General features: G+C 64.8%; 20 protein-coding genes. 14 read left to right on the plus strand and 6 right to left on the minus strand.

What is annotated here, in order from left to right; all coding sequences use genetic code 11:
- The coding region (locus tag ACK4HL_RS16845) for a hypothetical protein (protein ID WP_409762653.1) at positions 1-1,030 on the minus strand (1,030 nt) is incomplete at its 3' end.
- A gap of 187 nt (positions 1,031-1,217) precedes the next feature.
- Here ACK4HL_RS16845 and ACK4HL_RS16850 point away from each other — a divergent pair.
- Both ACK4HL_RS16850 and ACK4HL_RS16855 read left to right on the plus strand, forming a co-directional pair.
- Positions 1,218-2,654, plus strand: coding sequence for a DUF3300 domain-containing protein (locus ACK4HL_RS16850; protein ID WP_409762656.1), 1,437 nt, complete (start codon positions 1,218-1,220; stop codon positions 2,652-2,654).
- Between the two features lie 15 nt (positions 2,655-2,669).
- On the plus strand, positions 2,670-3,614 hold the full coding sequence (locus ACK4HL_RS16855) for a DUF2950 domain-containing protein (RefSeq protein WP_409762659.1): 945 nt from the start codon (positions 2,670-2,672) through the stop codon (positions 3,612-3,614).
- Between the two features lie 9 nt (positions 3,615-3,623).
- Here ACK4HL_RS16855 and ACK4HL_RS16860 read toward each other — a convergent pair whose 3' ends face one another.
- A complete protein-coding gene (locus ACK4HL_RS16860) occupies positions 3,624-4,382 on the minus strand; it encodes a creatininase family protein (protein WP_409762662.1) in 759 nt (252 codons plus the stop codon).
- Between the two features lie 104 nt (positions 4,383-4,486).
- Here ACK4HL_RS16860 and ACK4HL_RS16865 point away from each other — a divergent pair, with 104 nt between their 5' ends.
- The 4 genes from ACK4HL_RS16865 to ACK4HL_RS16880 all read left to right on the plus strand — a co-directional run bounded on the left by ACK4HL_RS16865 (position 4,487) and on the right by ACK4HL_RS16880 (position 9,461).
- Positions 4,487-5,548 (plus strand): ABC transporter ATP-binding protein, encoded by a 1,062-nt coding sequence (locus ACK4HL_RS16865; RefSeq protein ID WP_409762665.1) that lies wholly within the window; start codon positions 4,487-4,489, stop codon positions 5,546-5,548.
- Between the two features lie 213 nt (positions 5,549-5,761).
- Complete coding sequence (locus ACK4HL_RS16870; RefSeq protein WP_409762668.1) at positions 5,762-7,408, plus strand: sugar ABC transporter substrate-binding protein; 1,647 nt, start codon at positions 5,762-5,764, stop codon at positions 7,406-7,408.
- Positions 7,409-7,479: 71 nt separating this feature from the next.
- Positions 7,480-8,592: a carbohydrate ABC transporter permease gene (locus ACK4HL_RS16875; protein ID WP_409762671.1), complete on the plus strand. Its 1,113-nt coding sequence runs from the start codon at positions 7,480-7,482 to the stop codon at positions 8,590-8,592.
- The gene (locus ACK4HL_RS16880; protein WP_409762674.1) at positions 8,592-9,461 is read left to right on the plus strand and encodes a carbohydrate ABC transporter permease; all 870 of its coding nucleotides are present in this window, start codon (positions 8,592-8,594) and stop codon (positions 9,459-9,461) included. Before ACK4HL_RS16875 ends, ACK4HL_RS16880 begins: the two co-directional genes overlap by 1 nt.
- 61 nt (positions 9,462-9,522) lie before the next feature.
- On the opposite strand, the gene ACK4HL_RS16885 is transcribed toward ACK4HL_RS16880, so the two are convergent.
- Genes ACK4HL_RS16885 through ACK4HL_RS16895 form a run of 3 tightly spaced genes read right to left on the minus strand, consistent with a single transcriptional unit; the run spans position 9,523 to position 12,918 of the window.
- Positions 9,523-11,004 (minus strand): FGGY-family carbohydrate kinase, encoded by a 1,482-nt coding sequence (locus ACK4HL_RS16885; protein WP_409762677.1) that lies wholly within the window; start codon positions 11,002-11,004, stop codon positions 9,523-9,525.
- On the minus strand, positions 11,001-12,104 hold the full coding sequence (locus ACK4HL_RS16890) for a M42 family metallopeptidase (protein ID WP_409762680.1): 1,104 nt from the start codon (positions 12,102-12,104) through the stop codon (positions 11,001-11,003). The genes ACK4HL_RS16885 and ACK4HL_RS16890 overlap by 4 nt, the downstream gene beginning before the upstream one ends.
- 1 nt (position 12,105) lies before the next feature.
- Entirely contained in the window at positions 12,106-12,918 is an 813-nt protein-coding gene (locus tag ACK4HL_RS16895) for a BtpA/SgcQ family protein (RefSeq protein ID WP_409762683.1), read from the minus strand.
- Between the two features lie 88 nt (positions 12,919-13,006).
- Here ACK4HL_RS16895 and ACK4HL_RS16900 point away from each other — a divergent pair, with 88 nt between their 5' ends.
- Both ACK4HL_RS16900 and ACK4HL_RS16905 read left to right on the plus strand, forming a co-directional pair.
- A complete protein-coding gene (locus ACK4HL_RS16900) occupies positions 13,007-14,005 on the plus strand; it encodes a TIM barrel protein (protein WP_409762686.1) in 999 nt (332 codons plus the stop codon).
- The gene (locus ACK4HL_RS16905) at positions 14,002-14,898 is read left to right on the plus strand and encodes a ribokinase (RefSeq protein ID WP_409762689.1); all 897 of its coding nucleotides are present in this window, start codon (positions 14,002-14,004) and stop codon (positions 14,896-14,898) included. The genes ACK4HL_RS16900 and ACK4HL_RS16905 overlap by 4 nt, the downstream gene beginning before the upstream one ends.
- On the opposite strand, the gene ACK4HL_RS16910 is transcribed toward ACK4HL_RS16905, so the two are convergent.
- The gene (locus ACK4HL_RS16910; RefSeq protein ID WP_409762692.1) at positions 14,895-15,347 is read right to left on the minus strand and encodes an RbsD/FucU family protein; all 453 of its coding nucleotides are present in this window, start codon (positions 15,345-15,347) and stop codon (positions 14,895-14,897) included. The genes ACK4HL_RS16905 and ACK4HL_RS16910 overlap by 4 nt on opposite strands.
- Before the next feature lie 195 nt (positions 15,348-15,542).
- Here ACK4HL_RS16910 and ACK4HL_RS16915 point away from each other — a divergent pair, with 195 nt between their 5' ends.
- The 6 genes from ACK4HL_RS16915 to ACK4HL_RS16940 all read left to right on the plus strand — a co-directional run bounded on the left by ACK4HL_RS16915 (position 15,543) and on the right by ACK4HL_RS16940 (position 20,661).
- The gene (locus ACK4HL_RS16915) at positions 15,543-16,229 is read left to right on the plus strand and encodes a L,D-transpeptidase (protein ID WP_409762695.1); all 687 of its coding nucleotides are present in this window, start codon (positions 15,543-15,545) and stop codon (positions 16,227-16,229) included.
- Between the two features lie 181 nt (positions 16,230-16,410).
- Positions 16,411-16,734: a hypothetical protein gene (locus ACK4HL_RS16920; RefSeq protein WP_409762698.1), complete on the plus strand. Its 324-nt coding sequence runs from the start codon at positions 16,411-16,413 to the stop codon at positions 16,732-16,734.
- Between the two features lie 702 nt (positions 16,735-17,436).
- Positions 17,437-18,330 (plus strand): LysR family transcriptional regulator, encoded by an 894-nt coding sequence (locus ACK4HL_RS16925; RefSeq protein ID WP_409762701.1) that lies wholly within the window; start codon positions 17,437-17,439, stop codon positions 18,328-18,330.
- A gap of 19 nt (positions 18,331-18,349) precedes the next feature.
- Entirely contained in the window at positions 18,350-19,330 is a 981-nt protein-coding gene (locus ACK4HL_RS16930; protein WP_409762704.1) for a L,D-transpeptidase, read from the plus strand.
- Complete coding sequence (locus ACK4HL_RS16935) at positions 19,327-20,106, plus strand: hypothetical protein (RefSeq protein WP_409762707.1); 780 nt, start codon at positions 19,327-19,329, stop codon at positions 20,104-20,106. Before ACK4HL_RS16930 ends, ACK4HL_RS16935 begins: the two co-directional genes overlap by 4 nt.
- Positions 20,107-20,136: 30 nt before the next feature.
- Positions 20,137-20,661, plus strand: a complete 525-nt coding sequence (locus ACK4HL_RS16940; RefSeq protein WP_409762710.1) for a hypothetical protein — start codon at positions 20,137-20,139, stop codon at positions 20,659-20,661.
- Positions 20,662-20,907 lie beyond the last annotated feature (246 nt).

Raw genomic sequence — 20,907 nt, forward strand, 5'->3', positions numbered from 1 at the left:
GGCAGCATCCGATCACCGAAACGGTGGCGACCGGCATCCAGCCAGCCGAGGCGAACGCCAGCAGCAGCAGCACCACCCCCCAGGCGAGGAAGAGCAGCGTCATCGGCACCTTTCGCTCCCACCTGTCCATGACCAGGCTCCAGCCGAACGTCGAGGGCACGGAAAGGACATGAATGAGAAGCAGGAGCCACAGCAGGTCCTGAAGATCCTGTCCGAAGCGGCTCGCGAGAATGGGCGCGGTGAAGACCACGACCACCGACACCGCAGCGTGCACCAGCATGGTGGCGAGAAGCAGAAGAAATACGCTGCGCTGCTGCCGCCACTTGACGAGCACGTCCAGGAGGCCGGGCAGCCGCGGCCGTGCGCCAGCCCCGCCGATGCGCCCGAAACCCGCCCGCGCCATCAGCACGAAGGCGACGGCGAACAGCAGCGCTCCGATCAGCGCCAGCACCGCGAAACAGGTTTCGAGCAGCTGCGGGCTCTCCGGATGGTCCGCCAGCATGCGGAGAAGGACGACGATGGCGACAACGCCTCCCAGATAACCCAGCGCCCAGCCGAAGCCCGAAAGCTTGTGCCTGGCACGGCTGGGAAGGAGGTCCGGAAGGAAGGACTCATAGACCGTCATGGCCGCGAAATAGAGGCTCTGGGCCGCGACGTAGGCAAGCCCCGCCAGCAGCAGCGAGGACCGGGGGTTCCATGCCAGAACCGCGATGGCGGCGGTGAGCCCCGCCGAAAGCGCCACGAGCAGCGGGAACCGTCGCAGGCGCGGGGCGACGATGGCGGCGCCGAGGGCCGCGATGCTGCTCGCAAGAATTGCAACGGCCGCCAGAAGGCCCCACGCCGACGTGGGATTCTCGTATCCGGACATCAGGTGCCGGAAATAGATCGGGAGCAGCACTGCAGGCGCAACGCCGAAGTAAACGGAACTCGCGACGTCATATGAGGCCCAGGCGAATGTCTGCCGGGTCAGCCACACGCGCCGCGCATCAAAACCCGGTGGAAGGGCGCGGAATTGTGTACCTGTGCTCATTTGACCAGCGACATTCGGCCTAGTGTCTTTTTCCCGCTCGAGTATCTACGAGGTTGCACGGTCCGGCAACGTTCAACAATCGATTACGGCAGCCTGCCAGGAACTCACCGCGCCGTCTGCGGCCGGAGGTTGTCGTAAGAAGATGATTGCCGCCCTTGAGAGACACGAGCCCAGCTTGGGAGACGACATGACCACCACCTTCCTGACGCGGCTCACCGGCCGCAGAATTCTCCTGCCCGCCCTGGTAGCCGCATTGATGGTCGGCGGCCCGCTGGCCGCCTTCGCGCAGGAAACACCCGCAACCCCCGCGGCCGTGGCGGAGGCGCCCGAGCCGCTTTCGGCAGAGGAACTCGAGGTCCTCGTCGCCCGCATTGCGCTTTACCCCGATGAACTTGTGGCGGTCATCTCCGCCGCCTCCCTCTATCCCCTGCAGATCATCGAGGCGCAGCGCTTCCTCGATGAGAGCAAGACCAAGAAGGACATGAAGCCCAAGTCCACCTGGGACGGCAGCATCGTGTCGCTGATGAACTATCCCGAGATCGTCAAGATGATGAGCGATGACCTCGACTGGACGCAGCTGTTCGGCGAGGCCATCGTCAACCAGCAGGACGACGTGCTCGCGGCGATCCAGCAGCTTCGCGCCGAGGCCGTGGCAAATGGCGTCATCAAGTCGGACGAGAAGGTGAAGATCGTCAAGGAAAAGGAGAACATCGTCATCCAGCCGGCGAGCACGGAAGTGATCTACGTGCCGCAATATGAACCCGAGATGCTCTACGAGCCGGATTACGCCTACCAGCCGATCGCCTATTATCCCGAGCCCTATCCCTATTACTGGAACCCCGGTGCAGCCTATTTCGCCGGTGCCGTGACCGGCTTCATCTGGGGCGCCGCGGTGGACTGGGACGACGGTTTCTGGGGCGGCGGCTGGAACAACGGCTGGAACGGCAACGACATCGATATCGATTTCGACTGCAACAACTGCATCATCGGCAGCGACTTCAAAGGCAAGCTCAACTGGAACGACGTCGACTGGCGCAAGGTGGACCGCAGCAAGATCAATTTCGACAAGAACCAGTTCGCCAAGCTGGACAGGTCGAAGATCGAGAACAGCTTCAAGACCAGCGACCGCAACCGGCTGACAAACAAGGCCACGAACATCAAGGGCAACCGGCCGACCACCCTTCCCGGCAAGGGCAGCATGCCAACCAAGGACATCCGCAAGAGCACGCTCGACGGCCTGAAGAAGAAGCCCGCGGGCGGCTTGAAGCCCGCGGGTGGCCTGAAGCCCGCCGACAAGATGGCAAGGCCAGGCGATCTCGCGCGGCCTGCCGATCTCGCCAGGCCCGCAGGCAACGCGCGTCCGGGCGACAAGATGCCGAAGGTCGACCGCCCCGTCGGCAAGCCGAAGCCCGCGGCGATCAAGGACGCCCGGCCCAAGACGCCTTCTCCGCTGGGCGAGGTCACCAGCAACAGGAAGGCCAAGAACCAGTCCGACCGCGGCAACAAGGCGATGGGAGGCGGCATCAACCGCGCACCGCAGCTTGGAGGCGGCGGCTCTCCGAAGAAGTTCAAGAAGCCGGTTCAGAGACAGGGCGGCGGCGGTGGCCGCGCACGCCGTCGCTGAGGCGCAGAAGAGGACATGATCATGATCAAGCATCTGTTTCCCGCCCTCCTGCTGGGTGCGGCAGTCGTCCTTGGGCCCATTGCCGCCAACGCGCCGGCTTTCGCCCTCAGCGAGGAGCTGCAGGCGTACATCGGCGATGAACCCGTTCTGTTCGACACGCCCGAGGCGGCTGTCGCCGCCTTCAAGGACACCATGGCCAAGGGCGATCTCGCCGCCGTGGCGCGTCTGCTCGGCCTCGATCCCGACAAGCTGGCGAAGGCCGAAGGCATCGCCGCGAAGATGGACGAGCTCCGCACCACCGCGGCCGAACTGGTCACCGTCGATGAAGAGGGCGACCAGCAGATCCTCAATCTCGGACGACAGCTCTGGCCATTTCCCTTCCCGCTGGTGAAGGGCGAGGACGGCAAATGGGCATTCGACACCGTCGCCGGGATCGAAGAGGTCATCATCCGCCGCGTCGGCGAAAACGAGCTCCAGGCCATCGAGACCATGCGGCTCTACGTGCAGGCGCAGCAGGACTATGCGGCGGAGGACCGCGACGCCGACGGCGTCCTGGAATACGCCCAGAAGCTCCTCAGCACCGAGGGGCAGACGGACGGCCTGTACTGGCCCATTGCGCAGGGTGACGGCGAAAGCCCCTTCGGCCCGAACCTCGACCCTTCGGCCATCGAGAAGGCCAAGGCCGGCGACGGCTATTTCGGCTACCGGTACCGCATCCTCAGGCGTCAGGGCGAGCGGGTGGCGGGCGGCGCCTACGATTACGTGATCAACGGCAACATGATCGGCGGCTTCGCGCTCATCGCCTGGCCGGTGCGGTATGCCGAGAGCGGCGTCCACACCTTCGTCGTCAACCATGCCGGGATCGTCTACGAGAAGGATTTCGGCTTCGACACCGCGAACATCGTGGAGAAGATCAAGAGCTTCAATCCGGGCGACAGCTGGCAGGTGATGGAAGACTGAGAAACCGACTCAGGCGCCTTCGGGCTCTGCAAGGCCGAGCACCCGCCGCATGTGGCGGAGGATGAGATCGCGGCCACGCGCACCCGTCTCGGGCGTCGCGCGGGCCGCGCTCCGCGCATACCATCGCGCGTCTGAGAACGACTGCATGTCGACGGCCTCCGGGCACATGGCCATCATCAGCGATGTCTCGCCCTCCCCCGCATGATCGAAGGGATATTGCGCTGTGGTCTCGGGCGTCATCAGCGGGTGGATCTTGATCCAGTTGAAGGGATCCTCCCCGCCGGCCTGCTGGGCGTAATAGTCCGCCATGTCGCTGCTTCCCCACCAGCCTTCGCCGCGCGTCCTTTCGAGGAATGAAAAGATCGCCTGCCGCGCTCCGAACTTGAAGGCGAGATCGGTGGGCATGCCGGTGGCGAAGTTCTCCGACTGGTGATGGATGAACACATGGATGTTGCGGAAGCCGACGCGCAGCAGCCCAGTGAAGAGCTCGCGGGCGAAGGGGTGAAGCGCGCCCGAGTCGACGTGGACACTGCCTGTTCCCTCTGGCCCTTCGACGGCGTAGCTTGCAGAGCCATAATAGAACGGCGGCAGGATCACGATCTCCGCTTCCCGTTCGATGAGGTCCAGCGCCCGGGTTACGGCGAGCGTGTCCATTCCCACCGCCATGTGCTCGCCGTGGTATTCGAGAACGCCAAGCGGCAGGACCACCGGCGTGCCGGCGGCAATCGCCGCCCTGATCTGGTGCGGCAGCATCATTTCAAAGCGCATGCGGAGACACCCTGAAGAAGCCCTCGACGGAGCAGGAAACCTGCCCTAGTCTCCGCCGCCTGTGAAGGGGACGCAAGATCCCGCAAGAGCACGGGGGAGAAGCCTTGGCATCGGTCGAGATCGTTGATGTGCGCAAGAGCTATGGCGACCACGAGGTCATCCATGGCGTCTCCATTCCCATTTCCGATGGCGAGTTCGTGGCCCTCGTGGGCCCTTCGGGCTGCGGCAAGTCCACCCTGCTGCGCATGATCGCAGGCCTCGAGGAGATCACCGGGGGCAATATCAGGATCGGCGAGAAGGTGGTGAACGGCCTGCAGCCGAAGGACCGCGACATCGCCATGGTGTTCCAGACCTATGCGCTCTACCCGCACAAGACGGTGGCGGAGAACATGGGCTTCGCCCTGAAGCTGCGGAAGACGCCGAGGGCCGAGATCGACCAGCGCGTGCGCAAGGCCGCCGAGATCCTCGACCTCCTGCCCTATCTGAACCGCTATCCGCGCCAGCTCTCGGGCGGCCAGCGCCAGCGCGTCGCCATGGGGCGCGCCATCGTCAGGGCGCCCCAGGTCTTCCTCTTCGACGAGCCGCTGTCGAACCTCGACGCCAAGCTGCGCGTGCAGATGCGCGCCGAGATCAAGGAACTGCACCAGCGGCTCAAGACGACCACCGTCTATGTCACCCACGACCAGGTCGAGGCCATGACCATGGCGGACCGCATCGTGGTTCTGCATGACGGCATCGTCGAGCAGATGGGGGCGCCGCTCGAACTCTACGACAGGCCGGCGAACCTTTTCGTGGCGGGCTTCATCGGATCGCCCGCCATGAACATGTTCAAGGGCGCGATCCGCGCGGGCGCCCAGCCCTTCTTCGAGACGAAGGACGGTACCCGCCTGCCGCTCGCCGCCGCGCCGCCGAACTCCGATGGCCGCGAGGCCGTCTACGGCATCAGGCCGGAGCACCTGACGCTGGGCGGCGACCTCCGCTGCCAGGTGACGGTGATCGAGCCGACGGGGGCGGAAACCCAGGTCATCGCCAGGCTCGCCGGTGAAAAGCTGATCGGCGTGTTCCGCGAGCGCGTCACGGCGAAGCCCGGCGACATGATCGCCATGTCGCCTGACCTGTCGCTCGTTCACCTGTTCGACGCGACGAGTGGCAAGCGCATCTCCTGAAACGATTGCGCTTGTGCAACGCACATATTGCGGCGCACGACAACTTGTGCGGCGTCATGCATTTCGGTTGCCCCCTGCGTTGACTTTGGCATGCCATCTTGCATAGTCGGCGCAGCGTTCATCACGAGACCAGGTCACGATCAACGCAGCCGCAACGCGCTGCGCAGGACACTGCACCGAAAAGCATCGGACGCTCACAGGGAGGACCCAGGAATGAAACTCGAACTCTACAATCTGATGATGAGCCGCCGCGGCATGCTGAAGGGTGCGGCCGGTGCGGCGGCTCTGGCGGCGGTGGGTGCTCCTGCGCTCAACGTGCGCACCGCCTTCGCGCAGGACGATCTGCGCGCCGCCATCCTCAAGATTCCCGGCGTCGGCGCCGGCCAGCCGACCGATGCCGACTGGCAGAAGGTGGGCGAGATGTGCCTCGGGCCCACCAAGCAGAACGTCCAGGAGGGCGAGTTCAAGGGCGTCGAGCTCTCCTTCATGGGCCTCAACAACCAGAATGTCCACAACGTGCTGTTCCGCGGCCTCTCCAAGGCCTGGGCGGACTATACCGGCGCCACCATCAACTGGATCGACCTGGCGCAGGCCGACTACAATGCCCGTTTGCAGCAGTCGATCGCCACCGGCACGGTGGACTTCGACGTGATCGAGATGGGCGCTCCCTTCGAGGGCGACGTCTGCGGCAAGGGCCTCGCCTCGGAGATGCCGGACTGGGTGAAGCAGCAGATCGACATGGATGACTATGTGGGCTACCTGAAGGCCCCCGTCGGCACATGGGACGGCAAGACCTACCGCGTCTCCTGCGACGGCGACTGCCACAACTTCAACTACCGCTCCGACGTGTTCTCCGATGCCGGCCTTGCCGAGGAGTGGAAGAAGTCTGGCGGCGCGGGCGAATGGGGCCCGCCCAAGACCTGGCAGCAGGTCAACGCCTACACCAAGTTCCTGAAGGGCAAGCAGCTCAACGGGCAGGACCTCTATGGCTATCTCGACCCCTGCAAGGGCTGGGGCGGCTTCGCTTTCTACTTCCTGGGCTCGCGCGCCACGGCCTATGCCAAGCACCCCGACGACAAGGCCTTCCTGTTCGATCCGGACACGATGAAGCCGCGCGTCAACAACGCCGCCTGGGTGCGCGCCATCCAGGACGTGCTCGACTCGCTGCCGAGCCTGCCGGCGGACCAGCTCAACGCCGACCCCGGCACCACGGGCTTCCAGCAGTTCCTCGCCGGCACCGGCTCTATGCTGGCGTGGTGGGGCGACATCGGCTCGAACGTCAAGACGAATGACAGCTCCGTCATCGGCGACGTCACGGCCTTCGACATCCTGCCCGGCTCGGACGACGTCTTCAATTCCAAGACCGGCCAATGGGAGAAGCTCGCCTCCGGCGCAAACTACGCGCCGAACATGGCCTACATCGGCTGGGGCATCTACGTGATGGCGCGCGTCGACTCGGATGCGAAGAAGCAGAAGGCGGCCTGGTCGCTCGCCGCCCATCTCGGCGGCAAGGACATCTCGCTGTGGATGGCGGCCTATCCCTCGGGCTTCCAGCCCTACCGCCAGAGCCACTTCAACATCCAGGAATGGGCGGCGGCCGGCTATGACGAGGCGTTCATCAAGAACTTCCTCGACTCGCAGGCCAATTCCTACAACCACCCGAACGCCGCGATCGAGCCGCGCATCCCCGGAATCTTCCAGTACTACTCGGTGGCCGAGGACGAACTGGCCAAGATCTATGCCGGCCAGATGACGGCGCAGGCGGGTGCGGATTCGATCGCCGCCGCCTGGGAAAAGATCACCGACCAGCTCGGCCGCGACAACCAGGTGAAGCTCTACAAGGCTTCCCTCGGCATGTAGTTCCGATGGGCCGGGCCGGCGGCTTGGCTGCCGGCCCGGGTCTTTTTTGATGAAGGGTTCGCCCGCTCCTCATGACCTCCGTTTCCACCGCCGCCTCCGGCCATGACGCCGTGGCCGCCGCCGTGCCAGAGGGCAGGCAGCGGCTGGGCAGCCTGCTGGTCCGCACCGCAACCGTTCTTCTGGGCCTCGTCATCCTTGTCGAGGTGCTCTATTCCGCCGGGCTCATCTCCTTCGGCTTCCCCAACTGGCAGCCCGTGCTCGTCGCCTATGTGCTGTGGAGCGCTGCCCTGTGCTGGGGCCTGATCCTGCGGGACGGCGAGGCCGGCTGGCGTGCGCTCTTCGTGCTGCCGGCCATCCTCTTCACCATCGCGCTCGTCATCTTCCCCACCTTCTTCGGCTTCTTCATCGCCTTCAGCGACTGGAACCTGCAATCCGCCACCGGACGGCAGTTCAACGGCCTCGACAATCTGCGCCAGCTCTGGGGCGACCCCTATTTCTGGAACGCGCTCGGCAACATGGTCTTCTACGTGGCGACCGTGCTGGTGCAATATGCCATCGCATTCGGGCTCGCCCTGCTGCTCAATGCCGACATCAAGGCGCAGAAATTCTTCCGCGTGGCGTTCCTGCTGCCCTTCATGCTCTCGCCCGTGGCGGTGAGCTGGATGATCGGCAAGTCGATGCTGGAGTACCGCTTCGGCCCCGTCACCAATCTCCTGCGCTTCCTCGGCTGGGAGAACCCCTCGCTGCTCACCTCGCCGTGGCTGGCCAAGACGACGATCGCCATCATGGATGCCTGGGTGTGGATTCCCTTCATGATGATCATGATCCTCGCGGGGCTCCAGGCGCTCTCCAAGGAGGTGCAGGAGGCGGCCAAGGTCGATGGCGCGACGGGCTGGCAGGGCTTCTGGCAGATCACCTTCCCGCTGATGCTGCCGGTGAGCCTCACCACGGTCGTGCTGCGGGTGATCTTCCAGCTGAAGCTCGCCGACATCGTGATCAACACCACCTCCGGGGGCCCGGGCGGCGCCACCGACACGATCTCGAGCTTCATCTTCCGCGAGTACAAGGACCGCTCCAACGTCGGCTACGGCACCATGGTCGCCGAGGTCTACCTCATCATCATCATCGTGTTCATCGCGCTCATGCTGTGGGCCACCAGCCGCTTCATGCAGAGGCACGCCTGATGCCCCGCAATATCTCCCGCATCCTGATCTACGCGGCCCTCGTCGTCTGGACCATCGTCGCGCTGTTTCCGATCTACTGGACCTTCACCACCACCTTCAAGGTGGCGAAGGACGTGCAGCTCGGACACATCATCCCCTGGGTGGATTTCAAGCCGGCGTGGCTGGGGCTTCGCGCCATCGGCCTCTCGCCCGATACGATCTTTACGGAATCGACCCCGCGCGCCGAGTTCCTGAAGCGCTTCTGGAACTCCGTCCAGGCCTCGATCGGCGCCTCGCTTCTCGCCCTCGTGCTCGGCTCCACGGCGGCCTACGGGCTGAGCCGGTTTCAGTACAAGTGGAAGATCTGGAAGAACCGCGACATTTCCTTCTTCTTCCTGTCGCAGCTCATCCTGCCGCCTGTGGTGCTCGCCATGCCCTTCCTCGTCCTCTACAAGGAATTGGCGCTCCTCGATTCCATGCTGGGCCTGATCCTGATCTACACGCTGATGGTGCTGCCCATCGTCATCTGGATCATGAAGGACCAGTTCGACACCATTCCGCAGGAACTGGAACAGGCCGCCCTCGTCGACGGCTGCTCGGCCTGGGGCGCCTTCTTCCGCATCATCCTCCCGATCGCCCTTCCCGGCATGGTGGCGGCATTCATCCTCTCCGTCATCCTGTGCTGGAACGAGTATTTCTTCGCCGCCCTCCTCACCTCTAGCCATGCGAAGACGCTCCCCGTGATGGTGGCGAGCCAGACAGGCTCCCAGGGCATTTCCTGGTGGTCGATGGCGGCCCTCTCCTCTGCGGCGATCCTGCCGCTCATCATCATCGGCATCTTCCTCGAGCGCTACATCGTGAAGGGCCTCACGACGGGTTCGGTGAAGTAGTTACCCTCACCCGCCCCCGGGCTCCCTTCCCATGGATTCCGCCACGGGCGTGGGAATTGCGCTAGAGAAAGCCCCTCGTGGCGGGATAAAGGCCGCGGAAAACGGCGTGCCGACGGTCATACATCTCCTTCAGCCCGGGCCGGGGCCGGATCTCGGAGACGACGGGATTCCACAGCGCGATATCGGCCGGTTTCGCATCTCCCATGGCGATGGCGGCGAGGAAAGCGTCGCCGAAGGAAGCGCCGATCGTCTTCTCGCGCAACGACTGGGCAAAGCCGCCGATGTCCGAGGTGGCTTGCGACCACACCCGGTTCCTCGTGCCTCCGCCCACCGCCTGGACGCTGGCGGGCGTGCAACCCGCCGCGGCGTAGGTATCGAAGACGTGGCGCGTGCCATGGGCGATGCCCTCGAGGACGGCGCGATAGACATCGCCCCGATCATGGGTGAGATCGAGGCCGAAGATCATGCCCTTTGCTTCCGTGTCGTGGAGGGGCGTGCGCTCGCCCGAGAAATAGGGCAGCACGACCAGGCCCTTGGCCCCCGGCGGCGAGGCCTCGGCCTCGGCCGCGAGCGTGGCCATTGCGGAATCGGCAGGCAATTCGCGAGCGAAGTTGGCACGGAACCAGTGGGTCAGCGTACCGCTCGTCGAAAGACCCGCCATGGCGCCGTGCTGGCCCGGAAACAGCCAGGGCGCATACCACAGCCGCTTGTCCTGCACGCGCGCGCCCGTGATCAGGATGATGAAGACCGTGGAGCCATACATCAGCATCAATTCGCCGGGCTCCAGCACGCCGACGCTCACCGCCTCCGCCGCCGCATCGATGGTGCCGGCGATGACGGGCGTGCCCTCGTCCAGCCCGGTCTCCGCCGCGGCCCGGCCGGTCACCCGCCCGGCGATTTCGGTCGTCCACAGGAGTTCGGGCAGCGCCTCCATGCCGATGATGCCGGGCGCCAGGGCATCGCTCCAGCCCTGTTCGTCCATCAGATAGAAGGGGCTGAAATTTCCCGCCGAATAGTGGTCTATCGTGTAGCGCCCGGTGAGCCGGTGCACGAGGAAGGAGGTGGAGTTCAGGATCTTGTGCGTCCTGGCAAAAACGTCCGGCCGGTTGCGCTTGAGCCACAGGATCTTGGGACCCACCGCCTGGGATGTGAGCGCATTGCCGCAGCGCGCGAGGATCGTCTCCTCGCCGATCGACTCTGTAAGTTCGGCGATCTCCTTCGCTGCGCGTGTATCGACGCCGTAGAGCACCGCATTCATCAGCGCTTCGCCCTCGACACCGACCGGCAGCATGCAGGGGCCGATGCCGCTCGTCCCGACGGCGCGGATCGCCGCCGGGGCGATCCCGCTCTCCGTCAGCATCCTCCGGGTGATGAAGGCGAAGTCCCCCCACCAGTCCGTGTCGGCGTCGTGCTCGGCCCAGCCTGGCTGCGGCACCTGCATGCGGTGGGCTCGCGAGGCCTGGGCCACGATCTCGCCCGCCGCGGTGACGATCACGCCCTTCGACTCGTAAGTGCCGATGTCGACGCCGAGATAGTACCTCATTCGGGGTAATCATCCCTGTCGAGCGAGAAATCCGCATCGATGCGGCGGAGCGCAGCGACGAGAAGCCTCCCCAGGCTCTCGAGATCGGCGAGGTCGCAGACTTCGAGCGCGGAGTGCGTGTAGCGGGCGGGAAAGCCGATGTCGATCGAGGCCACACCCTTGCCCACGAGCTGGACATAGGAGGTCTCGGTGAGGGCGCCGATGTGGGCGCTGCGCTGCAACTTGATCTTTTCCTGCTCCGCCGTGGACTGGAACAGGCTCACCAGTGCCGGATGCGGAATGCAGCCGTTGAGCGTTCCGCGCCCGTGAAAGCTGAACATGCTCATCACTGGCCCCGCCCCCAGTCGCACGTCGCCACGGTGGCCCATGTCCGGCGTGTCGGTGGCGAGGGCAAGATCGAGCTGGATGCAGATGTCGGGCTGCAACATCTGGGCCGCCGTCACCGCGCCGCGCAGATTGAACTCTTCGAGCACGGAGAAGACGAGGTGGATCGTCGGCAACTCGCGCAGCGTCTTGGTGGCGCGGGCCAGTTCCAGCATCACGGCGCAGGCCGCTCGGTCATCCACGGAGGTACCCCCGAGCCGGCCTCCTGCCAGCTCGACGACGCGCGGGGCATAGACAATGGGCGTGCCGACGTTGATGCCCGCCTTCGCCGCTGCCTCCGCGCTTCCGAAGCCGCAATCGACATAGAGTTCCTGGTAAGGGACGACGCGGTATTTCTCTTCCGGCCCGGTGGCATGGTGGCTTTTGTTCGCGATGATGCCGGGAAGCGTCTTGCCGCCGCCCACGCACAGCAGCACCTCCTGGGCGGCGAGCGCACGCTCCGGAACACCGCCCACGCGCTCCGCGCGGATCAGGCCCGAAGCCTCGATCTTGCGGACGATCAGGCCCAGCTGGTCCATGTGCGCGATGATCATCACGGAGGGAAGGTCTGCATCGCCATCGATCGTGGCAATGAGATTGCCGAGCATGTCCGTCTTCGACTCGATTTCCATGGCCTTGAGCTCCGCCCGTATGTAGCGGCGCACATGGCCCTCGAAGCCCGAAAGCCCGGGGATCATCATCAGGGCTTCCGTCCAGCGCTTGATGCGGTCCTGCATGTCAGTCTCCCCGCGCCTTGCGGGCCTTGTCCATGAAGTCCCGCGCCCTCTCGGGATCGACCGCGTTCCAGGTGTTGCCCTCGATCTTGAGGGAGGAGCCCACCACGCAGCCGTCGGCGATCTTCAGCACGTCCGCCACCGTGGCATGCTTGACGCCGGTATTGGCCAGCACCGACACATCCGGGACGACCCGCTTCACCGCCTCGAGGTCCGGCAGGGCCGCAGCCTCGCCGGTGATCACGCCGGAGACCAGGATCGCATCGGGGATCGAGGAGAAGACGGCGCTGCGCGCCCGGTCTGGCAGGCTGCGCTGGTCAAGCGAGAAGGCGAATTCGGCAGATATGTTGTACATCAGCGCCAAGTCCTTCCGGCCGAGCCGGTCACGGTAGCGCATGGCGGCCCCGGCATCGGGAAGCCACAGCCCCATGTCCGAGGCATGGGTGCCGGTGAAGATCTCGCGCGCGAAGGAAGCGCCCGTCGCGGCGGCGAGCGCCACGGTCGCCATCGGGTCCCACAGCACGTTGACGCCGAAGGGGACGGTGATCTCGCGGCGGACCTGTCCGATGATGTAGGCCATGGTGGCGGTCGAGGCCGTGTCCACCTTGAACTCGTAGGGCCGGTCGTTCTCGTTGCCGAACATCACGCCGTCGACGCCTGCATCCTGCAGCGCCTTGAGGTCCTTCCGGACACCGGCGAGCAGGCCTTCAAGCCCTGCCTCGGCATCATAAAGCGGCGCGCCGGGAAGGGCGCCGAAATGCACCATGGCGATGACTGGCTTGCGGGTCCTGAAGATCTTTTCGAACTTGCCGGCCATTCGGCATTCCCCCATCGATGAAAAGTGGATTTTTCCACCCGAATTGGTAACGGAACGGGTGAGCGCCCGCAAGCTGAGAGGCCATGCCGTGACCCGAACCACCACCCGCTTCGCCTATGCCACGAGACTGAACGGCTTCAAGGCCGATGCAGCGAAGGCCTGGCCGGGCAGGAACCGCATCACCGCGCTGGACCTGATCGAGCGGGCGGCCACGGTGCCGGGCCTCTCCGCCGTCGACTTCAATTTCCCGGACCATCTCGAAGGCACGAGCCCCGGCGAAATCCGCGCGAAGCTCGACGGGCTGGGGATCAACCTCAACGGTTTTGCCATGCGCTACTATTCCGACCCGGGCTTCAAGAAGGGTGCCCTGGCCCATCCCGACCGGGCAATCCGCGCCAAGGCGCTGGACCTGACGCTCCGCGGCATGGACGCGCTCGCCGAAGCCGGCGGAGACCTGATGACGCTGTGGCTGGGGCAGGATGGCTTCGACTACTCCTTCCAGGCCGATTACCTCCGCCTCTGGGACCAGACGGCGGAGGCGCTGCGCGTCATCGCCGCGCATAATCCCTCCATCGACGTCTCGATCGAATACAAGCCCAACGAGCCGCGCGCCTTCAGCCTGCTTCCCGACGCGGGAACCACGCTCCTCATGGTGGCGGACGTCGGCGCTCCAAACCTCGGCGTGACGCTCGACTTCGCTCATGTGCTCTATGCCGACGAGATGCCGGCCTATGCCGCGGCCCTCATCCATCGGCGAAGCAGACTCCTGGGTGTTCACCTGAACGACGGCTACGCCAAGCGAGACGACGGATTGGTCGCCGGCAGCGTTCACGTGATCCAGACTCTCGAGCTTCTCTACACGCTGGAGAAGCTCGGTTACGCGAAGGCCATCTACTTCGACACCTTTCCCGATGCCGTCGGGCTCGATCCGGTCGCCGAGTGCGCTGCGAACATCTCGGCGGTCGAGGGCATGTGCCGCGTGCTCGACCGGTTGCGCGGCAACGCGGCACTCGATGAGGCCATCGCCGCGCAGGACGCGGTGGCGAGCCAGCGCATCATCCAGTCGGCCCTTTATGGTGGATCATGATCGACGTCGCCGTCGTCGGCAGCCTGCATCTCGACATCATGGTGGCGGCACAGCGCCTGCCGCAGCGCGACGAGACGCTGATCGGCTCCTCCTGGCACTACAAGTGCGGCGGCAAGGGTGGCAACCAGGCCGTGGCCTCTTCCCGCTTCGGCGCGAGAACCGCGTTCGGCGGCCAGACGGGTGCTGACGATTTCGGCGAAAGGCTGCGCGCCAATCTCGTTGCCGCTGGTGTCGATATCTCCTGCCTCGGCACCGATCCCTCGCGCGGGAGCGGCATGAGCGTCGCGATCAGCGAAGCCGGGGGCGAATATGGCGCGGTGGTCGTGTCGGGCGCCAACCTGACCATCGACCCTCAAGCCATCGCCACACGCTGGGAGGGGCTGTGGGGCGCGAAGGTTTTGCTGCTGCAGAATGAGATAACGGAGGAGGCAAGCCTCGCTGCGGCCCGTGCTGCGCGGGCCCGGGGAGCGCTCGTCATCCTCAATGCCGCACCGGCCCGCCCGATGTCGGAGGAATTCCTGCGCCTCGTCGATGTGCTGATCGTCAATCGCGTAGAGGCCGCCATGCTCTCGGGCGAGGATGACCCGGCCCGAGCGGTCGCCGCCATGCATCTTCCCTCCCGCGACGTGGTGCTGACCCGCGGCGGCGAGGGACTGACGCTGGTGACGCGCAGTGGCAAGAGGCTCGATCTGCCGGCGCTGCCCGTTCGGATGATCTCCAGCCACGGCGCAGGCGACTGCTTCTGCGGGTCACTCGCAGCGCGGCTCGCGGCGGGAGACGATCTCATTTCCGCGTGTCGCTTCGCCAGCGTCGCGGCCGGGCTCTTCGTCTCGACGCCGGAGAGCCAGCACCATCTCCTCGATGCCGCGACGGTCCTGACGGCGATCGCCTAGCGCCGGTCGAATATCACGCCCATGGTGAAGAGGAAGCAGCCATAGGGCCGGTACTCGGAGGTGCGCACCACGCAGAAGCCCTTCTTCGCCGCCTCGTAGAAGGCGAAGCGTTCGAGCGCTTCCATGCCGAGATCCCGTCCCTCGCACTCCTTCGCGATCCGCTGCACCTCCGCCTGCATCGGCAGAAGCGTCTCCGGCTCGCCCACCACCTGCATGCGTGAGACGGGCGCGGGGATGAAGTCGTCGAGCGGCATCAGCGACAGGATGGCGCGTGCCGCCTGGGGGATGTCGAGGCCAGGCAAGTCGATGAGCTTGCCGGTACTGGTGTGGCGGGACACCTCATGCGCCGGGAAGTTCCGGTCGACGAGCACGAGCCGTTCACCGTGCCCCATTGAAGCAAGGCACCACAGCAAGTCGGGACTGATGACGGACGGGATGTTGCGGAGCATGACGGCGCCTTTGATGCCAGTAGAGAATTATGAGGCAGCTTCATTGCCCCGGTCGTCCCCGCCGTGCAAGCGGCAGTTGATCTTCGCGCGCACCTCAAAGGAACGTGATAGCCCGCCCCCAATTTGCCTTCACTTCACCGCCCTTCGGTCACCCTCGCTGGCAGACTGGACGCCACAACAAATCAGGGTGATGACATGGGATTGAATGTTTCGCGGCGCGGCTTGATCGGAGGACTCGCGGTCCTCTGTGCATCGGGTGCCGAGGCTCTCGCCGACGAGGGAGCGGTGCAGGGCATTCGGCCCGCATCCTTCGTCGCGGATGAACAGTACTTCGATCCGGCACTGCTGCCGCCGCCGGAGGCGGAAACGGACTTCCCCGTCACGCCCATCGACCCAAGCAGCATACCGGAGCGCTTCCGGCCTCAGCTCGTCGATTTCGACGGCCCGGAGGATTGCGGAAGCTTGGTGGTCGACCCGGGCGAGAGACTTCTTTACCAGGTTCTGTTCCGCGGACAGGCCCGCCGCTACGGCGTGGGCGTGGGCCGCGCGGGATTCGCCTGGTCCGGCTCTGCCAAGATCGGCATGAAGCGACGCTGGCCGCGCTGGGTACCGCCGCGCGAGATGGTGGACAGGGATCAAAACGCCCGGAAATGGGTCAACGGACAACCAGGCGGCCCTACGAATCCGCTCGGTTCGCGCGCGCTCTACCTGTTCGCTGGCGGCAAGGATACGCTTTACCGCATCCACGGCACGAATGAACCGCACACCATCGGCAAGGCCGTTTCATCCGGCTGCATCCGCATGCTGAACCAGGATGTCGCGGAACTCTTCGAAAACGTCAATGTCGATACTCCGGTGACGGTGCGCGCGGCAACCGGCTGAGTTTTACCCCTTTTACTCCTACTTGCAGCCAGCGCGCGGCACAGCTCGCCCGGGCGCCCACCTGCGGCATCACGGGCCACCCTTCCCCTGCCCTGGCCCTCAGGGATTCCCCACCCCCGACGGTCTTGCCGGAAGGCCAGCGATCGGCCAAATTCCTGCCATCGCATTCAGGAGACCAAATATGTTCACCCGCGGCGTTGTCTTTCTTGCCCTCCTTCTTTCCACCCCCGCTCTGGCAGAAAGCGAACTTTCAGATCAGGCGACCGGCGCGGTCTACATCCTGGGCGATGCGGCCGAAGGAAAGGTGACGCTCACTTCAAAGGCCGATGGCCAAAACGATGCCTTTGTCCTGTCGCAAGATACCTGCTACGCCGAAAGCCCAATCTACGGCGTCGGCGCCTGGCAGGCAGCCGACAACGGCTGGCGCATCATGGTGCAAGGTACAAAGATCCTGAGCTTTGAAGGTGCCGCGCCGCTGGAAAACCCCGCCTGCGTTCCGCAGTGATCGCGACCCAGGCCGAACTGAAATCTCTCGCTCTGGCGCTGAACTTCATCCCGCAGGGTGGAAGGCTGTGCCTTTTGAATTCATAGCTTGGAAAGTTGGCGCGCCGTGCGGGATAAATTTGATAAGTGAACGGTCTTTGTGTCCCACTAAGTACACCCATTAAGAGGCACCCCGGCATCGGGCCGGCCACAGACACAACGTCAGCTCCGCTTTTGGAAAGACAAACCCAAGAAGTTGATGCAACCTGTGCGACAATACTTGAGCAGTACTCAAGGATCGAGGGAACTTCTCATTTGAACTCCCCTCGGCGGTCCTACAGAAAGAAATTGTGAATCGACTTGCATTGAGGGCAAAAATGAAACTTTCCCTTCGGGCAACACCTGCACGTCCCGACGAGCGATATCGCGGAGGTCAAGTACGAAGGGCAGCGGACGGACGGTACGCATGCCGTGAATGGCACTGCCGCCAATGGCCAGACTTTCCAGTGCTCCTTCAACAAGAAGGGCACCAAGGTGGTTAGCTGGTATCACAGCGCGCCCAAGGGATGCCCGGCCGATTTGAGCGAAGCCGATCGCTACAAGTATCCTGACTGCGACAGAAGTCTTGGCTGATGATTGGCCGCCAGCGACCGCAATCAAGCGCTGGATCAAACCCAACGGGTGCGCGATGAAAGAGCGGGTTCAAGTGCATAACTCACGGCTGATGCGCGGCCTTCACTATTTCGACGCCATAGCGCGGCATCGTTCGGTGAAGGGCGCCGCGGAGGAACTCGGTGTGTCGCAAAGCGCGGTGAGCCACCAGATGCGGGAACTCACCGAGGCCCTGGGCGAGCAGCTCATCGCCCGTGCGGGACGCGGCATCGAACTGACCGCCACAGGACAGAAGCTCGCCGAGAAGCTGGGGCTGGTGTTTTCCGGGCTTCAGTCATCTCTCGAGGACGTGATCGGCGGGAGCCGGGCCACACTGCGGCTCGCCGTGTGCAGCAGCTTCGGCCCCGGCTGGCTGATCCCCCGGCTTGCCAGTTTCTTCGCCGCACATCCGCAGATCGACCTGCAGCTGCGGCTCTATGCACAGGACCCGGAGCAAACCGACCAGGTTGCCGATGCCTTCGTCACGGCACTGCCGGTAAAGCCGGGATTCACCGCTTTCCACATCGTCGACGAACAGCTGGTACCGGTGCGGGCCAGCGGTGCGCCGACAAATGCCAGGCAGAAGCGCCTGCCGCTGATCACCACGGACCTCGAGGATGGCAGGCTGGGCGAGGACTGGCTCGCCTATTGCAATCTCACCGGACTGAAGCTGTCGGAGCTCCAGGCGGGAAACTTCCTGCAGTGCACCCATTACCTCCTGGCGCTCGAGATGGCGCGTGCGGGGCTCGGCGTCGCGCTGGTGCCTGATTTTCTGGCCGCGCGCGAGGTCGAGGCAGGCAGTGTCGCGTATTTCGACCGCACGCTCATGCCATCGGGGCGGCGCTATCACCTGTGCTTCAAAAACTCCCGGGCCCAGCAGGACGAGCTCAGGCTGCTCGCCCAATGGATGAAATCGGAGAAGGCGAAAGAACGCGCCATCCGCCTCGTCCACAGCAAGAACGCCTGAAGAGCCTCAGGTGATCACCATGAACCGGCGAGACGTCATCACCTCCACCGCGGCAGGCCTCCTTGGCCTGGCGAGCGGCTGCGGCTCCGCCCGCGCGCAGCTGGTGAAGAAATACGCCGAGCAGCTGAAGAACGGCGAGTTCAACTGGTTTCCCGAACGCTCCGCCGACGGGCCCGTGATCATCATCGTCTCGCTGCCGGACCAGCTCCTTCATGTCTACCGCAACGGCATCCGGGTGGCGGCATCGACCTGCTCGACCGGCAAGCCCGGGCATCGCACGCCCACAGGCGTGTTCCGCATCCTGCAAAAGGACAAGCACCATCACTCCTCGACCTACAACAATGCCTCCATGCCCAACATGAACCGCCTGACCTGGGACGGCGTGGCGCTGCACGCCGGCAACCTCCCGGGTTATCCGGCTTCGCATGGTTGCGTGCGGCTGCCGCTGCAGTTCTCGGAGATGCTATTCGGCATCACCCGCAAGGGCATGACGGTGGTGATCGCCGACGAGCATTCGCAGCCTGCCTCGGTCACCCACCCTGGCATGGTGCTGGGCGACTATGCGCGGCGCGAGTTCGCCGCTGTCGATACGGCCCTGATGAAGAGCCAGTACAGCGCGGGACATGACAGCAGCCCCGTGGTGACGAGCGTCGTCGTCAGCAGCAAGGACCGCACCGTCACCGTGCTCGACGACGACAGGGTGGTGGCCCGCGGCAAGGCAACCATCGCCGGCGACAGCAAGCCATTGGGGGAGGCCGTCTACACGCTGAAGGGTGCCGACCGGAGCAGCGACAGCCTGACGTGGTCCGGCGTCAGCTATGGCAAGACCGACCGGGAGGACCTCGCGCGCGAACTGGAGCGCGTTACCGCCGAGCCCGCGGTCCGCGAGGAAATCCGCAGGCGCATGCAGGGCGGCCTGACCGTGGTAACGACCGACCAGACGCATACCGAAGCGCATCGGGTGGCGAACTTCACCATCATCGAGGGAGCGGAGCAATGAGGGCCTCACATCGCGCGTTCAGGGCCCTATCTGCTGCCGGGCTGATTGCCGTGCTGTGCCTTGCCGCGATTTCCGGCGCAGCCGGTGGCGCCCTGGCCGACACCGTGCACAGGGAACGCGTGTCCTTCGCCGAAGGCAGCAGCGGCACGCAGCTATCCGGCACCGTGAAGGGCCGCGATACCAGGGAATACATGGTCGGCGCCGCGGCGGGCCAGCACATGACCGTGAAGCTCACCTCGGCGAGTGCCAGCGTCTATTTCAACGTCTTCGCTCCGGGCAGGAAGCCGGGCATGGACGAGGCGCTGTTCATCGGCGACACCGGCGGCGACACCTTCGACGGCACGTTGCCTGCCTCCGGCGATTACCTGATCCAGGTCTATCTCTATCGCAATGCAGCGCGCGAGGGGAAAAGTGCCAGTTTCTCGCTCGACATCGGCATCGACAATGCGGTTCTATCCGGCGGCGATGCCACGGTGGCGGGCACCGATTTCAATGCCACGGGGCAGCTCGGCTGTGCCCGCGATGCCGGGCAGCCGCTTGGCCAGTGCAAGTTCGGCGTCATCCGCGGTGGCGCCGGGGCGGCGGAGCTTACCGTGTTCTGGCCTGACGGCGGCAGCCGTGTGATCTATTTCGAGGGCGGAGTGCCGGTGCGCTTCGACGAGTCGCAGGCGGATGGCGGGGCGAAACTGTCCTTCACCCGGAGCGGCGACCTCTTCTCCATCATCATTGGAACGCAGCGCTTCGAGTTCCCCGAGGCGGCCATCACCGGCGGCTGACCTTCACCCTTTCAACACAGGAGAACCACCATGAAACGCGCCCTCATCGCCGCTGGCTTCGTCCTCACTGCCCTGTCGCTGCCTGCGCATGCGGCCGCGCCGAAGTTCACCGGGACCTGTCCCACCGGCATCACCGTGAAGTCGAACGGCTCGGGCACTGTCAAGATCAACGGCAAGAAGGCCAAGGTGAAGACGCTCAGCGCCAATGCCTGGGAAGCCAGCGCCAACGGGGTGCGAATCGACATCGCCCGCGATGCTGGCGGGCTGATGCTGTCATACACCGGCAAGGGCGGCGCCAACGGTATCTGCGAGGTCACCTCCGCCAGCGCAGGCGGTGCGGCTTCCGCATCCGCTGCCGGAACACCATCGCAGGACGAGCAGGCCTGCCTCGCCGCCACCTCTCGCGAAACCAACAACGGCGACGTCTCGGTGCTCAGCACCGAAACCTCGGAGGCCAATAACACCGTCTACATCGGCGTTGGCCCGCAGCGCGCCAAGTGGAAGTGCCTCGTCAAGAACGGCAAGGTGGCGGAAGTGGAGTCAATGGGCAACTGAGCAAAGCAGAATGCTCTGCTCATCCGACTGGCTCGTTTGTCCCGTGCTCCTCGTCTGGAGCGCGGGCAGCACTTGCCGGAAAGGACTCGTACCAACCTGGCGACAGTACGCGTTGCAACAGAGGGCTACCGGTCTGACCGCCCCACCGCTTGGAGGAACGCCTTTTCTGCGGAGGGTTCTATGTTTTATCTCGCGGCGGTCTTAAACTTGCCCAACAAGTCAGTGTTGCCTGTTTGGCGCTCCCTG

This window comes from Aestuariivirga sp., from assembly GCF_046294715.1.
Taxonomy (GTDB): domain Bacteria; phylum Pseudomonadota; class Alphaproteobacteria; order Rhizobiales; family Aestuariivirgaceae; genus Aestuariivirga.

Coding starts and splice junctions, on each gene's coding strand:
- ACK4HL_RS16850 (WP_409762656.1), top strand. CDS start 1,218: ATGACCACCACCTTCCTGACGCGGCTCACCGGCCGCAGAATTCTCCTG.
- ACK4HL_RS16855 (WP_409762659.1), top strand. CDS start 2,670: ATGATCATGATCAAGCATCTGTTTCCCGCCCTCCTGCTGGGTGCGGCA.
- ACK4HL_RS16860 (WP_409762662.1), bottom strand. CDS start 4,382: ATGCGCTTTGAAATGATGCTGCCGCACCAGATCAGGGCGGCGATTGCC.
- ACK4HL_RS16870 (WP_409762668.1), top strand. CDS start 5,762: ATGAAACTCGAACTCTACAATCTGATGATGAGCCGCCGCGGCATGCTG.
- ACK4HL_RS16875 (WP_409762671.1), top strand. CDS start 7,480: ATGACCTCCGTTTCCACCGCCGCCTCCGGCCATGACGCCGTGGCCGCC.
- ACK4HL_RS16880 (WP_409762674.1), top strand. CDS start 8,592: ATGCCCCGCAATATCTCCCGCATCCTGATCTACGCGGCCCTCGTCGTC.
- ACK4HL_RS16885 (WP_409762677.1), bottom strand. CDS start 11,004: ATGAGGTACTATCTCGGCGTCGACATCGGCACTTACGAGTCGAAGGGC.
- ACK4HL_RS16890 (WP_409762680.1), bottom strand. CDS start 12,104: ATGCAGGACCGCATCAAGCGCTGGACGGAAGCCCTGATGATGATCCCC.
- ACK4HL_RS16895 (WP_409762683.1), bottom strand. CDS start 12,918: ATGGCCGGCAAGTTCGAAAAGATCTTCAGGACCCGCAAGCCAGTCATC.
- ACK4HL_RS16905 (WP_409762689.1), top strand. CDS start 14,002: ATGATCGACGTCGCCGTCGTCGGCAGCCTGCATCTCGACATCATGGTG.
- ACK4HL_RS16910 (WP_409762692.1), bottom strand. CDS start 15,347: ATGCTCCGCAACATCCCGTCCGTCATCAGTCCCGACTTGCTGTGGTGC.
- ACK4HL_RS16915 (WP_409762695.1), top strand. CDS start 15,543: ATGGGATTGAATGTTTCGCGGCGCGGCTTGATCGGAGGACTCGCGGTC.
- ACK4HL_RS16920 (WP_409762698.1), top strand. CDS start 16,411: ATGTTCACCCGCGGCGTTGTCTTTCTTGCCCTCCTTCTTTCCACCCCC.
- ACK4HL_RS16925 (WP_409762701.1), top strand. CDS start 17,437: ATGCGCGGCCTTCACTATTTCGACGCCATAGCGCGGCATCGTTCGGTG.
- ACK4HL_RS16930 (WP_409762704.1), top strand. CDS start 18,350: ATGAACCGGCGAGACGTCATCACCTCCACCGCGGCAGGCCTCCTTGGC.
- ACK4HL_RS16935 (WP_409762707.1), top strand. CDS start 19,327: ATGAGGGCCTCACATCGCGCGTTCAGGGCCCTATCTGCTGCCGGGCTG.
- ACK4HL_RS16940 (WP_409762710.1), top strand. CDS start 20,137: ATGAAACGCGCCCTCATCGCCGCTGGCTTCGTCCTCACTGCCCTGTCG.